Source organism: Microbacterium sp. RD1 (genome assembly GCF_052220165.1).
In the GTDB taxonomy this organism is placed as follows: Bacteria; Actinomycetota; Actinomycetes; order Actinomycetales; family Microbacteriaceae; genus Microbacterium.
Genome location: NZ_JBQPOL010000001.1, coordinates 1,395,655 through 1,415,460 on the forward strand (window position 1 = coordinate 1,395,655; position 19,806 = coordinate 1,415,460).

Sequence of the window (19,806 nt, forward strand, 5' to 3'; positions counted from 1 at the left end):
GGCATGGGCGCCACGAGACAGCATCCGTCGGACGCAGTCTCGTGGCGCGGATGCGGTCTCGGGACGGCGGGAGCCTCAGGTCGCGAGGAGGGCGCGCGGCGACACCGAGCGGCGGCGGGCGACAGCGACCGTGGTCGCGACGAACGACAGCACCGCCCACACCGCGAGTCCGACGAGCGCCGAGCCCAGGCCGTCGCCTGCCGTGAGGCCGGCGAGCATGCCGTTGTAGGCGGGCGAGGTCGGCAGAAGACCGGCGACGGCGGAGAGCACCCCCGGCACGGTCGAGACGACGCCGGTCGCCACCGCCAGCACGCCGATGACGGCGGAGATCCACCGTCCCGCGCCGCCGAAGACGGCCACGAGCGCCTGATTCACGGCGGCGAACGCGATGCCCGCGGCAACCGATGCCAACGCGAAGGCCGACCACTCCGCCCAGCCGTACGACGCCGCCAGCTGCACGACAGCGGCCACGAGGAGGCCCTGCGCCGCGCCGATCCCGGCCGCGGGCAGCAGACCGCGAAGCGCGAGCATCGCCGACGGGCGGCGCGACGCGAGCGTGCGGGCGGTCACCGCGCGCAGCGCCACGAACGTGCCGAGGCCGCCGAACCACAGCGCGACGGTCACGAGCAGCGGCACCGCGGATGCCCCGAAAAGGTTCGTCTCGACGCCCTCGGCCGCGACGGGGTCGGCCACCACCGACGCCAGGCTCTGCGCCTCGTCCTCGGAGTAGGCGGGGATCTCGTCGACAGCGGTCTGCAGGCCGGTCGCGAGCTCGCCCGTGCCGTCTGCGACCCGGCCGACGCCGTCGGCCAGCGACTGGGCGCCGGTGGCGAGCTCGCCCGCGCCGCTGGAGAGCTGACCGGCGCCCGACGACAGCGCCCGCGCTCCGGCGGCGGACTGGGTGGCCCCGGCGGAGAGCTGATCCAGCCCGCCCTGCAGCGCACCGGCGCCGGCGGCGACCGAGTCGAGTTGGCCGGCGATCTGCTCCGGCGCGGCCGCGGCGAACTGCCCGAGGCCAGCGCCGACGCCGGCGGTCGCCTGGGCGGCGCCGGCGGCAGCCGGCTGGGTTCCCGTCGCGGTGGCCAGCGCGACGGAGGCCTGATCGCAGACCGGCCCCGGCGTCTCACAGGCCGCCGCCTGCAGCGCGGTGAGCTGACCGACGAGAGCGTCCACTCCCGAGGCGGCCCCGGCCGCGGCCGTGGCCGCCTGCCCCGCCGCTGCGGTGAGCTCCGCCGGCACCAGTCCCGACGCACGCAGCTGTGCGGCTCCGGCGGATGCTCCGGTCGCGAGCTGTCCGGCTCCGGATGCCGACTGCCCGATACCGCCCGCGATCCGGTCGAGACCGGTCGCGAGCTCGCCGGCGCCCGAGGAGAGCTGTCCGGCACCGTCGGCGAGTTGCGCGGCCCCGGAGGGCAGCTGGCCGGCGCCGTCTGCTGCCTGGCGTGCACCGTCCGCGAGCTGGGCGGCGCCGTCGGCGGCGGTGCCCAGCTGGTCGCCGAGAGTGGAGAAGCCGACGAACACGTTCTCGAGGTACACCTCCGACAGCGACGTGCCGAGAAGGGACGCGGCGGCCGAGGTCACCTGCGCCGAGATCGCGTCGTCGACCACGAGGCTGTCGGGGGGAGTGGTGACGCGGATGGTGGCCTGCTCGGGTGAGCCGCCGGGCGCGGTCGAGGTGGCGGCGGCCGAGAAGTTCTCGGGGATCATGATGACCGCGTCGTAGCTGCCGTCGGCGAGTCCCGCCGCGGCGTCCTCGTCGTTCGTGATCGTCCACGTGAGATTGCTCGGCAGCTCGTCGGAGCCTTCGACCAGGCCGGCGGTCAGCTGCCGGCCGAGCGGAACGGTCTGCCCGTCGAGCTCCACCGGCTCGTCGTCGTTGACGACGGCGGCGGTCATGGCGTCGAGCCGCTCGACGGGGTTGTACAGCGCCGTGACGAGCACGCCGCCGAGGATCACGGGAAGCAGGAGCGCCCCCACGATCGTGAGCCACGTGATGGGCCGGCGCGTTCCGGCGCGTTCGAGCAGGGCGGTCATGCGGTCACCTCGGTGAGGTCGGAGGTACGGGGGGATGCGGGGGTGACGGCGACGACGGATGCCTCGCGCCAACCGGCTTCGTCGAGCAGCCGACGCACCGCGGCGACGTCGGCCGCCGTGACGACCAGCGTCCACTCGCCGCGTGCTGCCGCGTCGCGGAGGGTCGCGGCCGCCTGGTCGCGGAGCGCTCCGTGCGCAAGCGCATCGGCGCCGCAGACGGCGAGGAGGCCGGGGCGTCCGCGGAGGGCCTCGCGCAGCTCGCCGAGCGGTTCCTCCGCCTCATCGAGCTGCGCGATGCCGACGTGGCTTCGCACCCACGCCTCGCGGCCGGGAAGGAGATGCCCTGCCACGCGGAGGCGCCCCTCGCTCGGCGAGGTGCGCCCGGCGAGGGTCAGCAGCGCCGCGCGCGCCGAGCGCGGGTCGGTCGATGTCAGGATCGCGGCGTCTCCGGCCTCCATCGAGAGCGTGAGGTCGTCGAACAGCGACACGTCGCGGACCTCGAGGCCGACGCCCTCCGCGGTCACGATCGCCGTCGAGCCGGCTCCTGGCCAGTCCTTGAGCGCACGCTCGCGTTCGACGGCCTCGCCTTCGACGTCGAGGGAGGGCAGCATCCGGTCGAGCCAGGCCGGCATCCACCAGGCCTTGTCGCCGAGGAGCGTCATGAGCGCGGGGATGAGCGTCATCCGCACGAGGAACGCGTCGATGGCGATGCCGGCGGCGAGGCCGAGCGCGATCGGCTTGATCGCCGAGTCGCCCTCCGGCACGAATGCGGCGAACACCGCGAACATGATGAGCGCGGCGGCGGTGACCACGCGCGCCGTCGCGGAGAAGCCCGAACGCACCGCGTCGACGGCGATCGTGCGCCGATCGGCGGATGCCCCCGCCCGCGCCCGTGCGTGGACGTAGTCCTCGCGCATCCGTGTCACGAGGAAGACCTGGTAGTCCATGGCCAGGCCGAACAGAACGCCCATGAGGACGATCGGCATGAACGAGATCACCGGGCCCTCGCGCGTGACATGCAGCAGATCGGCGAACCACCCCCACTCGAACACGGCCGCGACGACGCCGAAGGCGGCGGCGACGGACAGCAGGTACCCGAGTGCGGCGGTGAGGGGGACGGCGATCGAGCGGAACACCACCATGAGAAGCAGGAACGACAGCCCCACGACGAACAGTCCGAAGGGCACCAGGGCGGCGCCGAGGCGATCGGAGATGTCGATCGTGACAGCGGTGAACCCGGTGACCTTGAGGTCGATGCCGAATTCGTCCAGCCACTCGTCGTGGTGCGCGCGCAGCTCGCGCACGAGGTCGGCGGTGGCCGGGTCGTCCGGGGCGGTCTCGGGGACGATCTGCACGATGCCGGTGTCGGCGGTCTCATTGGGGGTCGCGAGCGCCACCTCGCGCACGCCCGGGATGCGCTCGACCTCGGCGGCGAGGTCGTCCATGAGACCGACGGGATCGGTGGAGGTCACGATCGTGCCGGTGAGGATCAGCGGGCCGTTGAATCCCTCGCCGAAGCGCTCGGCGGCGAGGTCGTAGCTCTGCCGTGCGGAGTTGGATTCCGGCAGCATCCCCGCGTTCGGGAGCGCGAGCGCGAGGCTTCCCGCGGGGATCGCGACGATGCCGAGTCCGAGCACGACCGCGACGGCCGTGACGAGCGGATGCTTCGACACCAGACGTACCCATCGATTGGTCCGGGGCGCGGGCACCGCAGCCGCCGGCCGCTTCCGCCGGGTGCGTCCCGCCGCCCGGCGTCCGACGAAGCCGAGCAGCGCCGGCGTGAGGGTGACCGAGACGAGAACCGACAGCGCCACGGCGACAGCGGCGGCGATCCCCATCGTGGTGAGGAAGGGGATGCCGGCGAACGACAGGCCGATGAGAGCGATGAGCACCGTGATGCCGGCGAAGGTCACCGCGGATCCCGCGGTTCCGGTGGCACGGGCCGCCGACTCCTCGGGGTCCATGCCGTCGCGCACCTGATCCTGATGTCGCGCGGCGATGAAGAGTGCGTAGTCGATCCCGACGGCAAGACCCAGCATCAGCGCGAGGAGCGGGGTGGTGGACGAGATGGGTGCGAAGGCGGTGGCGAGGAGGATCAGCGCCATCGACAGCCCGACGCCGACGATGGCGGTGGCCAGGGGGAGACCCGCCATCACGAACGAGCGGAACGTCACGAACAGCACGAGGAGGGCGATGACGAGGCCGACGGCCTCGGTGATCGTGACACCCGGGACCGAGTTGGCGAACAGGTCACCGCCCAGGGCCGACTGCGCCCCGTCGGGGAGGTCTGCGGCGAAGGCGTCGGCGGCATCGGTGAGCGCCTGCTTCGCCGACGCCGGGACGCTCGTGCCCTGGCCGTCGAACTGCAGCCGCACGATGGCGGCGTCCGCGTCGTCGGTGACGAGGCCCGACAGATTCTCATCGAACGGGTCGCTGACGGCCAGCACGCCGTCGACGCTCTCGAGGTCGGCCACGAGCCCCGCGATCGCGTCCGTGTACGGCTCTTCGTCGACCCGCTCGCCGTCGGCGGCCACGAGGACGACCTGGGCGCTCGTGCCGCTGACCTGCGGGAACGTGCGCGACAGCTGCGCGAGTCCCTCCTGAGCTTCGGTCCCGGGGATCGAGAAGGAGTTGTCCGTGCCCTGATTGAGGGCGAGCGCTCCGCCGCCGGCGGCCAGCAGCACGACGATCCACGCGATCAGCACGCGCCACGCGTGCCGGTACGACCAACGACCGAGCGTCGAGAGGAGTGTGGACACGGATGCTCCGATCAGATTCGAGCGAGTTCGATACAGCTCTGTATCCAATACACACATGTATCGTAGAGCCCGCCCGGCCGTGCCAGGCTGGGGGAACGATGTGAACCCGGGAGGTGTCATGACCGACGTCGCCAGTACGCCGCGGCGCCGCGAGGCGACCCGGCAGCGTCTTCTCGATGCCGCCGCAGCCGTGTTCGCCGAGGTGGGCCTGGACGCGACCTCGGTGGAGGCCGTCTGCGAACGCGCCGGCTTCACTCGAGGGGCGTTCTACTCCAACTTCGCGTCGAAGGAGGAGCTCTTCCTCGAGCTCGCCGCGACGGTGACGTCGGCGCGGGTCGCCGAGGTCGCCGAGCGCGTCGCGCAGCTCGAGGCGCAGGGCGGATTCGAAGGCACCGCGGTCGAGATCGTCGACCGCGTGCTCGACCTTCCCGGCGACGATCGGCTGGGCGTCCTCCTCATGAGCGAGATCCGCATGCACGCGCTGCGCAACCCGGAGATGGCGTCCGCATTCCTGCAGCAGGACGCCGACGTGTGCGGGAACATCGTGCGACTGATCGACGACATCGCCGCCGCGACCGGGCTTCGTCTGATGCTCCCGGCGGCGGAGGCGGCGCGGCTGCTGCTCTCGGTCTGGGAGGCGACCGTCACTCGCGCGGTGATGGCGGGACTCGACCGCACCGCCGCGCGCCGGGAGATCCAGGAGAGCATCGCCGGCGTCGTCCCGCTCCTCATCGCCCGGAGCTGACCGGGGGTCTCAGCCCGCCGCCAGCAACGCGTGGCAGCGGGTGAGCCGCTTCCGCCACCACTCCCGCCGATCGCCGGACGCGGCGAGCGCCTCCAGGCGCGCCGCATCCGGAACCACCGCGGTCACCGCGAGCGCGCCGTCGCGGGGCTGGAGAGGCGGGTCGGCGACGTCGGAGACGAACAGCGACCCCGTGCCGAGACCGCAGTCGTAGTCGAGCTCGGGGAGCGCCGCGGCGAGGGCGACGCCCATCGCGATGCCGACCGAGGTGTCGAGGGCGCTGGAGACGACGGCGGGCAGGCCGGAGGCGGCGACGAGGTCGCGCGCGCGCCGCACGCCGCCGAGGGGCTGCGCCTTCACGACGAGCAGATCGGCGGCACCCGCCCGTGCGACCCGCAGCGGATCATCCGCCTTGCGGACGCTTTCGTCGGCCGCGATGGGGATCCCCATGTAGGCGACGCGCTCGCGGAGCTGGGCGAGCTCGTCGATGCTCGCGCAGGGCTGCTCGGCGTACTCCAGGTCGTACGGCGCGAGCGCGTGCAGGGCGTGCTCGGCCTCGTCCACGTTCCAGCCGCCATTGGCGTCCACGCGGATGCGGCCCTCCGGCCCCATCCGCTCGCGCACCTCCCGCACGCGCGCGATGTCGTCGGCGAGGGATTGGCCGCGCTCGGCGACTTTGACCTTCGCCGTGCGGCAGCCGTGGAACCGTGCGAGCACCGCGCGGACGGCGTCGGCCGGGACGGCGGGCACTGTCGCGTTGACGGGCACGGTCTCGCGGACGGGGGCGGGTCGCTCCTCCCACCCGAACTCGACAGCGGCGGCGAGCCACGCGGCACTCTCGAGGTCGTCGTACTCGACGAACGGCGAGAACTCCGTCCAGCCGGACGGTCCCTCGAAGAGCATCGCCTCCCGTACCTGCACGCCGCGGAACCTCGTGTGCATCGGCAGGGCCACGACGTGCGCGTCCGCCAGCATCTCGTCGAGCGGAGGGAGAGTCATAGCCCCATCCTGCCGCGACGGCCGGGTGACGACATTGCGCGGTTGACTATAGTGTGCGCGACACAGTAACGTGCGAGATGTGAACGATGATGAGGTGCTCGCCAGCCATCTGCAGGAGATCCGGCGCGGGACGATCGTGCTGGCCTGTCTGCAGCTGCTGCGCGAACCCGGCTACGGCTACGGGCTCCTCGAGGATCTGGCCGGCCGCGGATTCCCCACCGACGCCAACACCCTGTATCCGCTCCTGCGGCGGCTGGAGAAGCAGGGCTACCTCACCAGCGAGTGGAACACCGACGAGACCCGCCCGCGCAAGTTCTACCGCACAAGCCCCGTCGGCGTGACCCTCGCCGACCGGCTTCTCACCGAGTGGCGCGCCGTCGGGCTTGCGGTCGCCGCGCTCGATCAGGAGGACTGACATGACCACCCTCACCGACCGCTACGTCGCGGCAGCGATGCGCTCCGTCCCGGAGAAGCAGCGGCCCGACCTCGGGGCGGAACTGCACGCCTCCATCGTCGACCAGGTCGACGCCCGCGTCGGAGCCGGCGAGGCGCCGGATGTCGCGGAGCGCGCTGTGCTCACGCAGCTGGGCGATCCCGACACGCTCGCGGCGGGCTACGTCGACCGGCCGCTCCATCTCATCGGCCCGCGGTACTTCCTGCCGTGGTGGCGGCTCACCAAGCTGCTGTGGGCGATCGTGCCCGCGTGCGCCGCCTTCGGCGTCGCTCTCGCTCAGGTACTCGCCGGGGCCGGCTTCGGCCAGATCGTCGGCGCCGTCGTGAGCGTGGTGATCGCGGTGATCGTCCACATCGGCTTCTGGACGACCGTGGTCTTCGCCATCGTCGAGCGCTCCTCCGGCAGCGCCGGCGCGGGTCTGGTCGGCTCCTGGAGCATCGACGACCTCCCCCAGGTCCGTGAGAGCGGCGCGAAGCTCAGCGATCTCATCGCCTCGCTGGTCTTCCTCGCCGTGGCTGCGGGCGCCGTCCTGTGGGACCTGTTCGTGGGGTTCGCCTTCCTCCCCGACGGCGAGCGGCTGTCGTTCCTGCATCCGGGGCTCGCGCCGTGGTGGATCGGCGGCCTCTTCGTGGTTCTGGCCCTCGAGGCGCTCCTGGCGATCTGGGTCTACGCCCGTGGACGCTGGGCGGGAGCCTCGGCGACGGTCAACCTGCTCCTCAACGTGGCCATCGTCGTTCCGATCGTGTGGCTGCTCCTTCAGCAGCGGATTCTCAACCCCGACTTCTTCCCGGCTCTGATCCCCGCTGACGGCAGCACCGTGGCGAGCATCCTGGCGACGGTGTTCGGATTCGGCGTCGTCGCGGTCGGCGCGTGGGACAGCATCGACGGCTTCCGCAAGGCACGGCGGAGTCGATGATCGGGCTCGCCGCCGCTCTAGGCTGAGTCCATGCTCCTGGACACCCCCGTACGCATCGGCGTGCAGATCGAACCGCAGCACGCCACCTATGCGCAGATCCGCGACGCTGTGTCGCGACTGGAGGAGATGGGCGTGGACATCCTGTTCAACTGGGACCATTTCTTCCCGCTCTTCGGCGACCCGGACGGCGCGCACTTCGAGTCGTGGACGATGCTCGGCGCGTGGGCCGAGCAGACCGAGCGCGTCGAGTTCGGCTCGCTCGTGAGCTGCAACAGCTACCGGAACGCCGATCTGCAGGCAGACATGGCCCGCACCCTCGACCACATCAGTGGCGGCCGCTTCATCTTCGGGACGGGCTCGGGCTGGTTCCAGCGCGACTACGACGAGTACGGCTACGAGTTCGGCACGCCCGGATCGCGCCTCAACGACCTGGCCGCCGGACTCGACCGCGTCGAGGCCCGGTGGGAGCGGGTGAATCCCGCCCCCACCCGCCGCATCCCGGTTCTCATCGGCGGCAAGGGGGAGCAGAAGACCCTGCGCATCGTCGCGCGTCACGCCGACATCTGGCACAGCTTCGTCGCACCGGAGGACCTTCCGCACAAGATCTCCGTCATCGAGAGGTGGGGCGAGACCGACGGCAGGGATGTCTCGGGCCTCCTCGTGTCGAACGAGCTGAAGCGACGCGACGAGGGCGTCGCCGACGCGCTGTTCGAGGCGGGGGCGCGGCTGTTCACCCTGGGCTGGGCGCCGTCGGACCCCGACTACGACACCGTGCGGCGGTGGCTGCGCTGGCGCGACGGGAAGAACGGCGCGTGACGGTCTCCGAGCTCTTCGACCCGGCGGAGTGGGTGGCCACCGCCGCGGATGAGCGGTACACCGACATCACGGCGCACGTCTCGCACGACGGACGCATCGCCCGCATCGCGTTCGACCGTCCGGAGGTGCGCAACGCGTTCCGGCCGCACACCGTCGACGAGCTGTATCACGCCCTCGACACCGCCCGGCAAGACCCGCGCATCGGCGTCGTGCTCCTCACCGGCAACGGACCGAGTCCGAAGGACGGCGGCTGGGCGTTCTGCTCCGGCGGCGATCAGCGCATCCGCGGACGCGACGGATACAAGTACTCCGAGGACGAGACGAGCGTGGCCGACCCCGCGCGCGCGGGGCGCCTCCACATCCTCGAGGTGCAGCGCCTCATCCGGTTCATGCCGAAGGTCGTCATCGCCGTCGTCCCCGGATGGGCGGCCGGTGGGGGGCATTCCCTTCACGTCGTGTGCGACCTGACGGTCGCGTCGGCCGAGCACGGCAGGTTCAAGCAGACCGACGCCGACGTCGGCTCGTTCGACGCCGGCTACGGCTCGGCGTATTTCGCGCGGCAGACCGGTCAGAAGCTCGCGCGGGAGGTGTTCTTCCTCGCCGAGGAGTACTCCGCGCAGCGCGCGTACGAGATGGGCGCGGTGAACCGCGTCGTGCCCCACGGCGACCTCGAGCGCGAGGCTGTCGCGATGGCGCGCACGATCCTCGGCAAGTCGCCGACGGCCATCCGGATGCTGAAGTTCGCGTTCAACGCCGTCGACGACGGCCTCGTCGGGCAGCAGGTGTTCGCCGGCGAGGCCACGCGCCTCGCCTACGGCACCGATGAGGCCGTCGAGGGCCGCGACGCGTTCCTCGGCAAGCGCGATCCCGACTGGTCAGGTTTCCCGTGGCACTACTGACGCCGCTCGTGTTGCGTGAATCGGCTGCCAAACCCGCCGGTTTGGCAGCCGATTCACGCAAGGGGCGGGGGCGGATGCGGCGATGAGGCTCGAGTCGGTGGGCGGCGACGACGCACGGGACGTGCTGCGCGCGCTCCGCGGCGCCGTGCTCGGCGCGGGCCCCGCCGTCGGCCTCGACTCCGCGGGGCGGACGCTGCCCCGCGACGTCCCTCCCGGGACGGCGGTCGTGCTCACCACCTCCGGGTCGACCGGGGTTCCGAAGACCGTCGCGCTCAGTCGCAACGCGCTCACCTCCAGCGCCCTCGCCACGGCTGAACGGATCGGAGCCGGCGCGTGGCTGCTCGCTCTCCCGGCGGGATACATCGCCGGCGTGCAGGTGCTCGTGCGCGCCCTGATCTCCGGGCGCGAGCCGGCGATCCTCAGCGGATCGTTCTCGCCCGAGGCCTTCGCCGCCGCCGCGGCGCTCATGACTTCCACCGACGGCGGCGAACGCGTCCCCAGCTACACCTCGCTCGTCCCCGTCCAGCTGCACCGGCTCCTCGACGCCGCATCCGCTGACCCCGACGTCGCCCAGGCGCTGCGCTCGTTCGAAGCGATCCTCGTCGGCGGTCAGGCCCTTCCCGACGCGCTGCGCGAGCGCGCCGCCGACGCCGGGGCGCGCATCGTGCGCACATACGGCTCGACGGAGACGAGCGGCGGATGCGTGTACGACGGCGTGCCGCTGGAGGGTGTGCGCATCCGCATCGTGGCGGGGGAGGTGCAACTGTCGGGTCCCGTGCTCGCCGACGGCTACCTCGACGACGAGGCGAAGTCCTCCGAGGCCTTCCCCCGCGACCCCGACGGTACGCGGTGGTACCGCACGGGGGACCTCGGGCTTCTCGACGAGGGGGTGCTGCGCATCCACGGCCGCGCCGACGCCGTGATCGTCTCAGGCGGCGTCAACGTCTCGCTCGACCGCGTGGAGCGCGTGGTCCGCAGCGTCCCGGGCCTGGAGTCCGCCGTGGTCGTGGGAGTACCGGATGCCACGTGGGGCGAGGCATCCGTCGTCGTCGCTCCGCGCGGCGAGGCGCTCCGCCGCAGCGAAGGCGAGCAGCTCGCGCGCGCCAGGGACGCGGTCGCGGACCAGATCGGCGCGCCCGCGCGGCCATCCCGCCTCGTGCTCGTCGACGAGATCGCACGCCTGGCCTCCGGCAAGCCCGACCGCGAGGCCATCCGCCGCCTCGTCGCCAACCTGCACTGACGGGGCCCCGACGGGAGGCACCTCCCGAAGGCACCGACGGGATGCGCGGACGGGAGCGGTCAGGCCGCGGTGCGGTCCCCGGTGTCCACGACGCAGAAGCGATTGCCTTCGGTGTCTTCGAGCACGATCCAGTCGGCGTCCTCGGGATAGGCGTGCCAGTCGACCTCGCGGGCGCCGAGATCGAGCAGCCGCTGCACCTCCGCGCGCTGGTCGTCGGCGTACAGGTCCAGATGGATGCGCGGCGGGTAGTGCTGCGGATAGCCGGTGACCGACAGGGCGAGGCTCGCCCCCGGAGCATCCCAGCCGTCCTTGTCGGGCGGGTCGAGGATCAGCCAGTCCTCGCTCGGTTCCGAGCGATCCACGTAGCCGAGGGCGCTGCGCCAGAAGGCGCCCGCGCGTGCGATGTCCTCGACGGTCAGAACGATCGTGCCCACAGTCAGCATGCCCCCCAGTGTGGGGGGTCGGCACGAGAACGGGAAGGACTTGCGATCGGCCTAATATGGCACTTCGTGGCCGCACAATCCCGATCCCGCCGATCCGGCACGTCCTCGCAACGCCGAAAGCCGCGAGGCAATCCGCAGAAGCGCCCCGCGCCCGCGGCGCCGCGAAAGGCCACCGCCGGCGACTGGATCGGCGCTGCGCGACTGCGCACGCTGCCCCTCGCCGTCAGCCCGGTGCTCGTGGGGACAGGGGCGGCGACCCTCGGCGGAGCCCCCCTCCACTGGGTGATCGCGCTGGCCTGCCTCGCCGTCTCGGTGTGCCTGCAGATCGGCGTGAACTACGCCAACGACTACAGCGACGGCATCCGGGGCACCGACGATGTGCGCGTGGGTCCGGCCCGCCTCACGGGCGGGCGCAAGGCGCGGCCGCGCACCGTGCTCGCAGTGGCGGGCGTCTTCTTCGCGCTCGCGGCGATCGCCGGTCTGGCCGTCGTCATCCGCACCGAGCAGTGGTGGATGCTGCTGGTCGGCGCCGCGGCCATCGTGGCGGCGTGGTTCTACACCGGCGGCAAGCGTCCGTACGGATACGCCGGGCTCGGCGAAGTGTTCGTCTTCGTCTTCTTCGGGCTCGTGGCGACGCTGGGTACGACATGGGTCCAGGCGCTCTCCCTGCCGCAGGAGGCCTGGTTCGGCGCCGTCGCCGTCGGCTTCCTCGCGTGCGCGGTGCTGCTGGTGAACAACCTGCGCGACATCGACCAGGATCGCGTCGCCGGCAAGCGCACGCTGTCGGTGCGGATCGGAAGGCGCGCCACCCAGTGGCTCTACACCGTGCTGGTCCTCGCGCCGTTCGGCATCGGCGTGTTCCTCGCGCTCCTCTATCCCATCGCGTGGCTGACGCTCCTCGCCCTGCTCGCGGCCCTGCCTGCGGTGCTCATCGTGTGGACCTACCGCGCGCCGCGAGAGCTCGTGATCGCCCTCGCGCTCACTTCGCTGACCTCGCTCGGGTACGCGGCCATGCTGTTCTGGGCGTTCGTGGGCTGAGTCGCGTCAGCTCCGGTCTCCCGGCTCGGGTGTCGCCCGGGGCCGCATCGCGCGTGAGGAGGCGGCGCGGGCTGCCACCTCGACGTTGCGGCCTCGTCATCACGTGTCCGTCGGGGTCGCTTCGCGCACGGTGAAGCGGCAGGAGGAGCCACCTCAGCCGGATCGCGGCATCCGGTCTCGCCCTCAGTTCCTGTCGTCGTCCTCGGCGCGCGCGTCGTCGACCGAGGTGCGCACGCGCGCCTGAGCCCGGCGCTGCGCGAGTTCCGAGGTGACGTCGTTCAGCGGCCGCCGGAGGAACAGCAGCGACAGGGCAAGCCCGATGAGGGCGGCGAAGATCGCGGCCAGCCACCACAGCTCCTGGAAGATGGGCAGGAGCATGAGGAGGCCGAACGGCACGAGGAACGCCAGCAACCGCAGCACCGAGTACAGCACAGCCGAGCGAGCGATCATCCTTCCATTCTAGGTCGCCGGGCGGTCCCGGCCCACGCTCAGCCTGCGCGCCTAGGATGAGAGCGTGGCAAGGCTGTTGCTCATCGTTGCGCTGGTAGGCGCCGTCTTCTGGGTCTACTCGATCGTCGACTGCGCCCTGCAGCCCGCCACCCGCCATCGCGGCGTGAGCAAGGCGGCGTGGCTCGTCATCGTGATCGTGCTGCCCGTGCTCGGCGGCATCCTGTGGTTCGTCGTCGGCAGGGCTCGCCGCTCCGCCGTCCAGGCTCGCCGGGCGCCGGATGACGACCCTGAATTCCTCGGGCGCATCGGCACGGTGTCAGATCAGGACGAGCGCATCCGCCGTCTCGAGGAAGAGCTGGCGCAGCTGGACGCCGAATCGGACGACGACCGGTTCCGCGCCGAACGCGACCCCGGGACCAAGCCGGACGCGACACCGCCGGCGCCCGGAACCGAGGGTGACGACGACGCCCGCGGACACCGCGGCGCGGTCGGCTGACGGTGCCGGCCGACCCCGCGCGCTCGAGCGCGGCCCCCGCGACGGACGCGGCGGCGGCCCTGCTGTGCGCCCTCGTCGGCCACGGCGTCGAGCACGTCGTCCTCAGCCCGGGATCACGCTCGCAGGCGCTGGCCCTGGTGGCCGCGGAGTTGGAGCGGGCGGATCGCATCCGGCTGCACGTGCGCGTCGACGAGCGGGTGGCTGGGTTCACCGCTCTCGGCATCGCCCGCGAGACGCGGATGCCCGCCGCCGTCGTCTGCACGTCGGGCACCGCCGTGGCGAACCTGCTGCCGGCCGTGCTCGAGGCCCATCACTCCGGCGTGCCGATGATCCTCCTCACGGCTGACCGGCCGCCCGAGCTGCGCGGTGTCGGGGCGAACCAGACGACACGCCAGCCGGGGATGTTCGCCCCCCAGGTGCGCTGGGATGCCGACCTCGCCGTTGCGGACGAGATCGACCCCGACGGATCGGCACCCCAGTCGACCGTCCTCCGCGCCGTCGTCGCCGACGCATTCGCGGCGGCGACGGGCACCGGCGGACGTCCAGCCGGCCCGGTGCACCTGAACCTGCCGTACCGCGAACCGCTGGCCGGTGACCTTCCGTCGTGGCTGTCGCAGCCGCCCGCCGGGACGGCCGGAGACGACACCGACGGCTCGTCGGGCGCGCTCTACCAGGGTGGCGGCGGCATCGGCGACGCGGATGCCGCGCCCGAGGCGGAAGCTCCCCTCATGCTCGCGCGGGGCCCGCGCACGATCGTGATCGCCGGCGCCGACGCGGGGCCCGGCGCCGAAGAGCTGGCGCACGCGGGGGACTGGCCGCTCGTCGCCGAGATCGTGAGCGGGGCGCGGTTCGGTCGCCATCTCGTGCACGGCTACCGCGAGCTGCTCGGCGAACCAGACCTGGGCGGCGCGGTCGAGCGCGCGGTGGTGTTCGGTCATCCGACGCTCAGCCGTGAGGTGGCTGCCCTGCTCGCGCGCGACGACCTCGATGCGATCGCGGTGCGCGGGCCGGGCGAACCGCTCAACCTGAACGGCGCCACGCGCACGGTCGGCGCGGTCGCGGTGGCGGCCGGTGCGGGTGACCGCGAATGGCTGGGTCGATGGATGCGTGCCTCTCAGGCCGCGGCGGTCGATCTGTCTCCGCCGGCCCCCGACGCCGACGGGCTGGCGTCGGCAGAGCCCAAGCAGCGACTGGGAGCGATCGCCGCCGAGGTCGCCGTGCTCCGCGCTCCGCTGGACCGCGCGGCCCTCGTCGACGCCGTCTGGCGGGCGACCTGGCCGCACGATCGGCTCGTCTTCGGCTCGTCGCGGCTGGTGCGGGTGGCCGACGCCGTCCTCGGCGGGAAGAAGGTCCCCGTCCACGCGAATCGCGGACTGGCGGGGATCGACGGCACCGTCTCGACCGCGATGGGCGTCGCCCTCGCCAGCCAGAGCCGCGGCCGCGCCGGGGTCACCCGGGTGCTCCTGGGCGACCTCGCCTTTCTGCACGATGTCGGCGCGCTCCTCCTGCCCGGAGCGGAGGACGAGCCGCGCATCCAAGTGGTCGTCGGCAACGACGGAGGCGGCACGATCTTCGACGGCCTGGAGGTGGCCGCCCGCGCCGGAGCCGATGCGATGGACCGCGTGCTGTACACGCCGCAGGGCGTCCGGCTGGAGCAGCTCGCGCTGGCGTACGGCTGGGAATACCACCGCCCCACGACGCGGAGCGCCCTCGACCAGCTCCTCACGGCTCCCGCGGGCGGGCGGCAGATTCTCGAGGTGCCGCTGGAGCGGTGAACGCGGCAGGATGAGGCGATGAAGACCTCGCCGAGCTGGACGCATCCTGTCTCCGACCTCCTCCGTGTCGACGCCGGCTTCCGCCTGGCGGACATCGACCCGCACGCCACCCCGGGCTACGACGGCACGAAGGCCGACGCCGCGCGAGAGCTCGCGGGCGGTGCCGCGCGCCTGAGCGACCTGCAGGAGCGCCTGTTCGCACAGAGCGTCGCCGGCGTCGCTCCCGGGTCGGTGCTGCTCGTCCTGCAGGCGATGGACACAGCCGGCAAGGGTGGGATCGTGCGGCACGTCGTCGGCGCGGTCGACCCGCAGGGCGTCGAGCTGGCGTCGTTCAAGAAACCGACCGAAGAGGAGCTCGCTCACGACTTCCTCTGGCGCGTCCGCCCGAGACTCCCCGCCCCCGGACGCATCGGGGTCTTCGACCGGTCGCACTACGAGGACGTGCTCATCGGTCGCGTGCGCGCCCTCGCCCCGCCCGAGGAGATCGAGCGTCGTTACGCGGCGATCGTGGATTTCGAGGCGGATGCGGTGGCCCGCGGCATCCGGATGGTGAAGGTGATGCTCCACATCTCGAAAGAGGAGCAGAAAGAACGCCTCACCGAGCGGCTCGACCGCCCCGACAAACACTGGAAGTACAACCCGGCGGACGTCGACGAGCGCGAACGGTGGGACGACTACATGGCGGCGTATCAGACCGTGTTCGAGCGCACGAGCCTCGCCACGTCGCCGTGGTTCGTCGTGCCCGCCGATCGCAAGTGGTACGCCCGTTCGGCGGTGCAGCAGCTTCTCATCGACGCCCTCGCGTCGCTCGATCCGCACTGGCCCGCCGCCGACTTCGACGTCGCCGCCGAGCGCGCGCGCCTGGCCGCGTCTTAGGCGAGGTCCCTTCGTCTCGTCGCTTCGCTCCTCGCTCAGGGTGCGAGGGGCCGGTTCCGGGCGCTGAGCGTGCGCGGGGCCGAGGGGCCGGTTCCGGGCGCTGAGCGTGCGCGGGGCCGAGGGGCGGGTTCCGGACGCTGAGCGAGCGCAGCGAGACGAAGCGGGAGGGCGCGACGGGGTCAGGCGAGAGCGTCGACGATCGGACGGAACTTCACGCGGGTCTCCACGAGTTCGGACTCGGGATCGCTGTCGGCGACGATGCCGGCGCCCGCGTACGCGGTCAGCGGCATCCGTTCGCCTTCGGCGTCCAGACCGAACTGCGCGCATCGCAGCGCGATGGCCCACTCGCCGTCCCCCGAGGCGCCGATCCACCCCACCGCGCCCGCGTAGCGACCGCGGTCGAAGGGTTCGAGCTGCCCGATGGCCTCCACGGCCGCTGCCGTCGGCGTGCCCGCGACCGCCGCCGTGGGATGCAGTGCGGCCACGAGGTCGAGCGAGCTGGATCCGTCGGCGAGATCACCTTCGACGTCAGTGGCGAGGTGCCACACGTTGGGAAGGCGCAGCGTGAAGGGCTGTTCGGCAGCGGCGAGCGCACGCGTGTGCGGGCGGAGCGATGCGAGCACGCTCTGCACGGCGAAGCGGTGTTCGTCCTGATCCTTCGTGCTGTCGGAGAGCGCCAGGGAAGCCTCGGCGTCCGCATCGGCGTCTGCCCCCCGCGCCGTCGTCCCCGCCAGCACGCGCGCGGTGACCGTGCCCCCGGAGACGGTGACGAGGGTCTCCGGGCTGGCGCCGAGGAGCCCGTCGACGGCGAAGACCCAGCAGTCGGGGTATCCGGTGAGCAGCGACCGGATGAGCCGGCGGAGGTCCGCCCCGGCCGGAACGGTCCCGACGAGGTCGCGGGCGAGCACGACCTTGTCGTACCGGCGTTCGGAGATGGCGGCGAGCGCGGCGCGGACGGCGTCCTGATACCCCTCGGCGCTCATGCGGCCGGGGCCGAGCGCCGCGGACCACTGCGGCCCGAAGGGCGAGCGCGGCGGAAGCTCCGGGCGCGGATCGGCATCGGCATCCGCAAGGCTCACGCGCGTCACCCACGCCCTGCCCCCGCGGCGTCCCACGACGAGGTCGGGAACGATGAGGGTGCTGCCGCGGGGCGATGAGGCGTCGAACGCGAGCGAGCCGAACCCGATCAGCCCCGTGCCGGCGATGCCGACCGGGTCGTCGATCACCGCGCGTGCCGTGAGCTGTCGCCAGCGCGCCGCCAGCTCGGCGGCCGGGGCCGAACTGCCGGCGGTCAGGGCGAGAACGGTGCCGAACGCGGCGAGAGTGTCGCCGCGGCGGCTCCAGAACAGCGGATCGTGCGTGGTCGTGTAGGGAAGGAGGTCCTCCGGGGCCTCGATCTCTCGCGTGACGACGCGCAGTCGGGGAAGCTCGGCCGCTCCGGGATGAGGCACGCTCTCAGCCTAGTTCTCGGCGAAGCGTCCCTAGACTGCGTTCGTGACCCCTGCTCCCGGTACCCGACTCGTCTTCCGCTGGCGCAAGTGGGACGGCTCGCCGCACTGGGAGCACGACTGCGTCTTCCTCGGCAGCGACGATCACGGCGACTGGCTCGGTCAGCCGGCCGGGTGGCGAAGCGCCCGCCCCGGTCGCGCGCTGCAGGCCCCGCACCCCAACGTCACGCTGATGCCTCCCAGCGGGGAGTGGGCTTACACCGCCAACGCCGCGCCGCACCCCACGCGCGTGTACATCGACGTCGCGTGGGACGTCGCCTGGAGCGCGGACGGGCAACCGACCGGGATCGACATGGATCTGGACGTCGTCGACGACGAGCGCCACGGAATCTTCATCGACGACCGCGACGAGTGGGACGACCACCGCGTCGCGCTCGGGTACCCGCTCGACATCGTCGATCGCCTCGAGTCGGTCACCGTCGACCTGGAGCGGCGCGTGCGGGCGAAGGAGGCGCCGTTCGACGAGGCGACCCGGGCCCGCTGGCTCGCGGTCCTCAGCCGCCTAGACTCGGACGCGTGACGAACGCCGAGCCGAACCGTGCCGACCTCGGCAAAGACCCGGCCCGCGTGAGCGGCATGTTCGACAAGGTCGCACCCGCTTACGATCGCACCAACACCGTCCTGAGCCTCGGCAATGACCGGCTCTGGCGCGTGGCGACCACCCGAGCCGTGAATCCGCGGCCCGGCCAGCGAATCCTGGATCTCGCCGCGGGCACGGGTGCGAGCGCGGTGTCGCTGGCGCGCAGCGGTGCGCACGTCGTGGCGGCGGATTTCTCGCCCGGCATGATCGCGGAGGGCCGGCGACGCCACGGCGCGCAGCGCAACCTCGAGTTCGTGCAGGCGGATGCCATGGCGCTCCCCTTCGACGACGCCGAGTTCGACGCGGTCACGATGTCTTTCGGTCTGCGCAACGTGAACGAGCCGCGCGTCGCCCTCCGAGAACTGCGGCGGGTCACCAAGCCCGGCGGCCGCGTCGTGATCTGCGAGTTCTCGCACCCCCCGTCGCCCGCCTTCTCGGGGCTGTACCGCTTCTACAACGACCGCGTCCTGCCGGTCGTCGCCCGCGCGGTCAGTTCTAACGCCGAGGCCTACGACTACCTCAACGAATCGATCCGCCAGTGGCCGGACCAGCGGACGCTCTCGGCGTGGATGCGTGACGCGGGCTGGGCCGACGTCGAACATCGCAACCTCTCGTTCGGCATCGTCGCCCTCCACCGCGGCTTCGCCCGCGGGGCGTCCGACGCGTCGGGGTAGGCTGAGGGGGTGACCCCCAGACCTTCCGCTGCGGGCTCGCAGATGGCGGGCAAGCTGGGTCTCACCGACCGCGTTTTCGCCGGCGCCCGCTCGCGCAAGCTGCTCGCCACTGTCGAGTCGGGACTCGACCGCGTCGAAGAGACGCTGGCCCTCGAGCTGCGCGTGGCCGACGCGCTCGCCGACGCGACCAGTCGCTACCTCTACGAGGCCGGCGGCAAACGCATCCGCCCGATGCTGGCGCTCCTCACCGCACAGCTCGGCGACGGCGCGACGCGCGCCGTCATCGACGGCGCGACCGCGCTGGAGATGACGCACCTCGGATCGCTCTACCACGACGACGTCATGGACGGCGCGGACGTGCGCCGCGGCGTCCCGAGCGCGCAGACGGTGTGGGGCAACAACGTCGCCATCCTCACCGGCGACCTGCTGTTCTCCCGCGCCAGCCAGATCATGTCGCGGCACGGGGAGCGCGCCATCCGGCTGCAGTCCGACACCTTCGAGCGGCTCGTCCTCGGCCAGATGCACGAGACCGTGGGGCCGCAGGAGAGCGATGACCCGGTCGCGTTCTACCTGCAGGTGCTCGCCGACAAGACCGGCTCGCTCATCGCCGCCGCCGCCGAAGCGGGCATCGTCTTCTCGAACGGACCCGAGCGGCTCGAAGAGCCGGTGCGCGTCTTCGGAGAGAAGGCCGGGGTGGCTTTCCAGCTGCTCGACGACGTCATCGACCTCTCCGCCGACGCCGACGAGACCGGCAAGGTCCCCGGCACCGATCTGCGCGCGGGCGTGCCCACCATGCCGTACCTGCTCCTCGGTCAGCGGACGGATGCCGCGTCCCGCGAGCTGCACGCGCGGATCGACGAAGGCGTGGCCCGCATCGCCGACGGCGCCGAGCCCGAGCTGCTGGACGACCCCCTCGCACGGTTGCGCGAACACGAGGCCACCCAGGCCACTTTGGACCTGGCCCACCAGTGGTCGGGCGATGCGATCGCCGCGCTCGAGCCGGTGCCCGACGGCGCTGTGCGCGAGGCGCTGACGCGCTTCGCGCAGGCCGTGGCCGATCGCTCCAGCTGACCGAACCATCCGACGCCCGACGTGTCGTCGGACCCG

The 19,806-nt window shown here is 72.3% G+C and carries 19 protein-coding genes; 13 read left to right on the plus strand and 6 right to left on the minus strand.

Going from position 1 to position 19,806, the window contains the following annotated elements:
- Positions 1-75: 75 nt before the first annotated feature.
- Positions 76-2,034 (minus strand): YhgE/Pip family protein, encoded by a 1,959-nt coding sequence (locus tag ACTU3I_RS06795; protein ID WP_442924898.1) that lies wholly within the window; start codon positions 2,032-2,034, stop codon positions 76-78.
- Positions 2,031-4,793, minus strand: coding sequence for an MMPL family transporter (locus ACTU3I_RS06800; RefSeq protein ID WP_442924899.1), 2,763 nt, complete (start codon positions 4,791-4,793; stop codon positions 2,031-2,033). The genes ACTU3I_RS06795 and ACTU3I_RS06800 overlap by 4 nt, the downstream gene beginning before the upstream one ends.
- Positions 4,794-4,911: 118 nt before the next feature.
- Here ACTU3I_RS06800 and ACTU3I_RS06805 point away from each other — a divergent pair, with 118 nt between their 5' ends.
- Positions 4,912-5,538 (plus strand): TetR/AcrR family transcriptional regulator, encoded by a 627-nt coding sequence (locus ACTU3I_RS06805; protein ID WP_442924900.1) that lies wholly within the window; start codon positions 4,912-4,914, stop codon positions 5,536-5,538.
- Positions 5,539-5,547: 9 nt separating this feature from the next.
- Here the strand turns inward: ACTU3I_RS06805 and ACTU3I_RS06810 are convergent, their stop codons facing one another.
- The gene (locus ACTU3I_RS06810; protein WP_442924901.1) at positions 5,548-6,534 is read right to left on the minus strand and encodes an o-succinylbenzoate synthase; all 987 of its coding nucleotides are present in this window, start codon (positions 6,532-6,534) and stop codon (positions 5,548-5,550) included.
- Positions 6,535-6,613: 79 nt separating this feature from the next.
- Between ACTU3I_RS06810 and ACTU3I_RS06815 the strand changes: the two genes are divergently transcribed.
- The 5 genes from ACTU3I_RS06815 to ACTU3I_RS06835 all read left to right on the plus strand — a co-directional run bounded on the left by ACTU3I_RS06815 (position 6,614) and on the right by ACTU3I_RS06835 (position 10,859).
- Positions 6,614-6,949 carry a PadR family transcriptional regulator gene (locus ACTU3I_RS06815; RefSeq protein ID WP_442924902.1) on the plus strand — a complete coding sequence of 112 codons (336 nt, stop codon included), beginning with the start codon at positions 6,614-6,616 and terminating at the stop codon, positions 6,947-6,949.
- A 1-nt stretch (position 6,950) separates the two neighbouring features.
- The gene (locus tag ACTU3I_RS06820; RefSeq protein ID WP_442924903.1) at positions 6,951-7,904 is read left to right on the plus strand and encodes a permease prefix domain 1-containing protein; all 954 of its coding nucleotides are present in this window, start codon (positions 6,951-6,953) and stop codon (positions 7,902-7,904) included.
- 30 nt (positions 7,905-7,934) lie between these two features.
- Entirely contained in the window at positions 7,935-8,720 is a 786-nt protein-coding gene (locus tag ACTU3I_RS06825) for an LLM class F420-dependent oxidoreductase (RefSeq protein WP_442924904.1), read from the plus strand.
- Positions 8,717-9,619 carry a 1,4-dihydroxy-2-naphthoyl-CoA synthase gene (locus ACTU3I_RS06830; protein WP_442924905.1) on the plus strand — a complete coding sequence of 301 codons (903 nt, stop codon included), beginning with the start codon at positions 8,717-8,719 and terminating at the stop codon, positions 9,617-9,619. The genes ACTU3I_RS06825 and ACTU3I_RS06830 overlap by 4 nt, the downstream gene beginning before the upstream one ends.
- Positions 9,620-9,701: 82 nt before the next feature.
- Complete coding sequence (locus ACTU3I_RS06835; RefSeq protein WP_442924906.1) at positions 9,702-10,859, plus strand: AMP-binding protein; 1,158 nt, start codon at positions 9,702-9,704, stop codon at positions 10,857-10,859.
- 59 nt (positions 10,860-10,918) lie between these two features.
- Here ACTU3I_RS06835 and ACTU3I_RS06840 read toward each other — a convergent pair whose 3' ends face one another.
- A complete protein-coding gene (locus ACTU3I_RS06840; RefSeq protein WP_442924907.1) occupies positions 10,919-11,302 on the minus strand; it encodes a VOC family protein in 384 nt (127 codons plus the stop codon).
- 66 nt (positions 11,303-11,368) lie between these two features.
- Between ACTU3I_RS06840 and ACTU3I_RS06845 the strand changes: the two genes are divergently transcribed.
- Entirely contained in the window at positions 11,369-12,340 is a 972-nt protein-coding gene (locus tag ACTU3I_RS06845) for a 1,4-dihydroxy-2-naphthoate polyprenyltransferase (protein WP_442924908.1), read from the plus strand.
- 183 nt (positions 12,341-12,523) lie between these two features.
- Here ACTU3I_RS06845 and ACTU3I_RS06850 read toward each other — a convergent pair whose 3' ends face one another.
- Positions 12,524-12,790, minus strand: a complete 267-nt coding sequence (locus tag ACTU3I_RS06850; protein ID WP_442924909.1) for a DUF4229 domain-containing protein — start codon at positions 12,788-12,790, stop codon at positions 12,524-12,526.
- 64 nt (positions 12,791-12,854) lie between these two features.
- Between ACTU3I_RS06850 and ACTU3I_RS06855 the strand changes: the two genes are divergently transcribed.
- The 3 genes from ACTU3I_RS06855 to ACTU3I_RS06865 are packed head-to-tail and all read left to right on the plus strand — an operon-like array spanning position 12,855 to position 15,937.
- Complete coding sequence (locus ACTU3I_RS06855; protein WP_442924910.1) at positions 12,855-13,286, plus strand: PLD nuclease N-terminal domain-containing protein; 432 nt, start codon at positions 12,855-12,857, stop codon at positions 13,284-13,286.
- Positions 13,287-13,288: 2 nt separating this feature from the next.
- Positions 13,289-15,061: a 2-succinyl-5-enolpyruvyl-6-hydroxy-3-cyclohexene-1-carboxylic-acid synthase gene (gene menD / locus ACTU3I_RS06860; protein ID WP_442924911.1), complete on the plus strand. Its 1,773-nt coding sequence runs from the start codon at positions 13,289-13,291 to the stop codon at positions 15,059-15,061.
- 18 nt (positions 15,062-15,079) lie between these two features.
- A complete protein-coding gene (locus tag ACTU3I_RS06865) occupies positions 15,080-15,937 on the plus strand; it encodes a PPK2 family polyphosphate kinase (RefSeq protein ID WP_442924912.1) in 858 nt (285 codons plus the stop codon).
- A 179-nt stretch (positions 15,938-16,116) separates the two neighbouring features.
- Here the strand turns inward: ACTU3I_RS06865 and ACTU3I_RS06870 are convergent, their stop codons facing one another.
- The gene (locus ACTU3I_RS06870; RefSeq protein ID WP_442924913.1) at positions 16,117-17,388 is read right to left on the minus strand and encodes an isochorismate synthase; all 1,272 of its coding nucleotides are present in this window, start codon (positions 17,386-17,388) and stop codon (positions 16,117-16,119) included.
- A gap of 43 nt (positions 17,389-17,431) precedes the next feature.
- Between ACTU3I_RS06870 and ACTU3I_RS06875 the strand changes: the two genes are divergently transcribed.
- From ACTU3I_RS06875 to ACTU3I_RS06885, 3 genes are read left to right on the plus strand one after another with little or no spacing between them, the layout of a single operon-like run.
- On the plus strand, positions 17,432-17,965 hold the full coding sequence (locus ACTU3I_RS06875; RefSeq protein ID WP_442924914.1) for a DUF402 domain-containing protein: 534 nt from the start codon (positions 17,432-17,434) through the stop codon (positions 17,963-17,965).
- Entirely contained in the window at positions 17,962-18,699 is a 738-nt protein-coding gene (gene ubiE, locus ACTU3I_RS06880) for a bifunctional demethylmenaquinone methyltransferase/2-methoxy-6-polyprenyl-1,4-benzoquinol methylase UbiE (RefSeq protein WP_442924915.1), read from the plus strand. The genes ACTU3I_RS06875 and ubiE overlap by 4 nt, the downstream gene beginning before the upstream one ends.
- A gap of 9 nt (positions 18,700-18,708) precedes the next feature.
- Positions 18,709-19,770, plus strand: a complete 1,062-nt coding sequence (locus tag ACTU3I_RS06885) for a polyprenyl synthetase family protein (RefSeq protein ID WP_442924916.1) — start codon at positions 18,709-18,711, stop codon at positions 19,768-19,770.
- The last annotated feature ends 36 nt before the right edge of the window (positions 19,771-19,806 follow it).

What these genes read in the sequence shown, in the direction of transcription:
- ACTU3I_RS06795 (WP_442924898.1), bottom strand. Translation starts at nt 2,034, where the DNA reads ATGACCGCCCTGCTCGAACGCGCCGGAACGCGCCGGCCCATCACGTGG.
- ACTU3I_RS06805 (WP_442924900.1), top strand. Translation starts at nt 4,912, where the DNA reads ATGACCGACGTCGCCAGTACGCCGCGGCGCCGCGAGGCGACCCGGCAG.
- ACTU3I_RS06810 (WP_442924901.1), bottom strand. Translation starts at nt 6,534, where the DNA reads ATGACTCTCCCTCCGCTCGACGAGATGCTGGCGGACGCGCACGTCGTG.
- ACTU3I_RS06820 (WP_442924903.1), top strand. Translation starts at nt 6,951, where the DNA reads ATGACCACCCTCACCGACCGCTACGTCGCGGCAGCGATGCGCTCCGTC.
- ACTU3I_RS06825 (WP_442924904.1), top strand. Translation starts at nt 7,935, where the DNA reads ATGCTCCTGGACACCCCCGTACGCATCGGCGTGCAGATCGAACCGCAG.
- ACTU3I_RS06835 (WP_442924906.1), top strand. Translation starts at nt 9,702, where the DNA reads ATGAGGCTCGAGTCGGTGGGCGGCGACGACGCACGGGACGTGCTGCGC.
- ACTU3I_RS06840 (WP_442924907.1), bottom strand. Translation starts at nt 11,302, where the DNA reads ATGCTGACTGTGGGCACGATCGTTCTGACCGTCGAGGACATCGCACGC.
- ACTU3I_RS06850 (WP_442924909.1), bottom strand. Translation starts at nt 12,790, where the DNA reads ATGATCGCTCGCTCGGCTGTGCTGTACTCGGTGCTGCGGTTGCTGGCG.
- ACTU3I_RS06865 (WP_442924912.1), top strand. Translation starts at nt 15,080, where the DNA reads ATGAAGACCTCGCCGAGCTGGACGCATCCTGTCTCCGACCTCCTCCGT.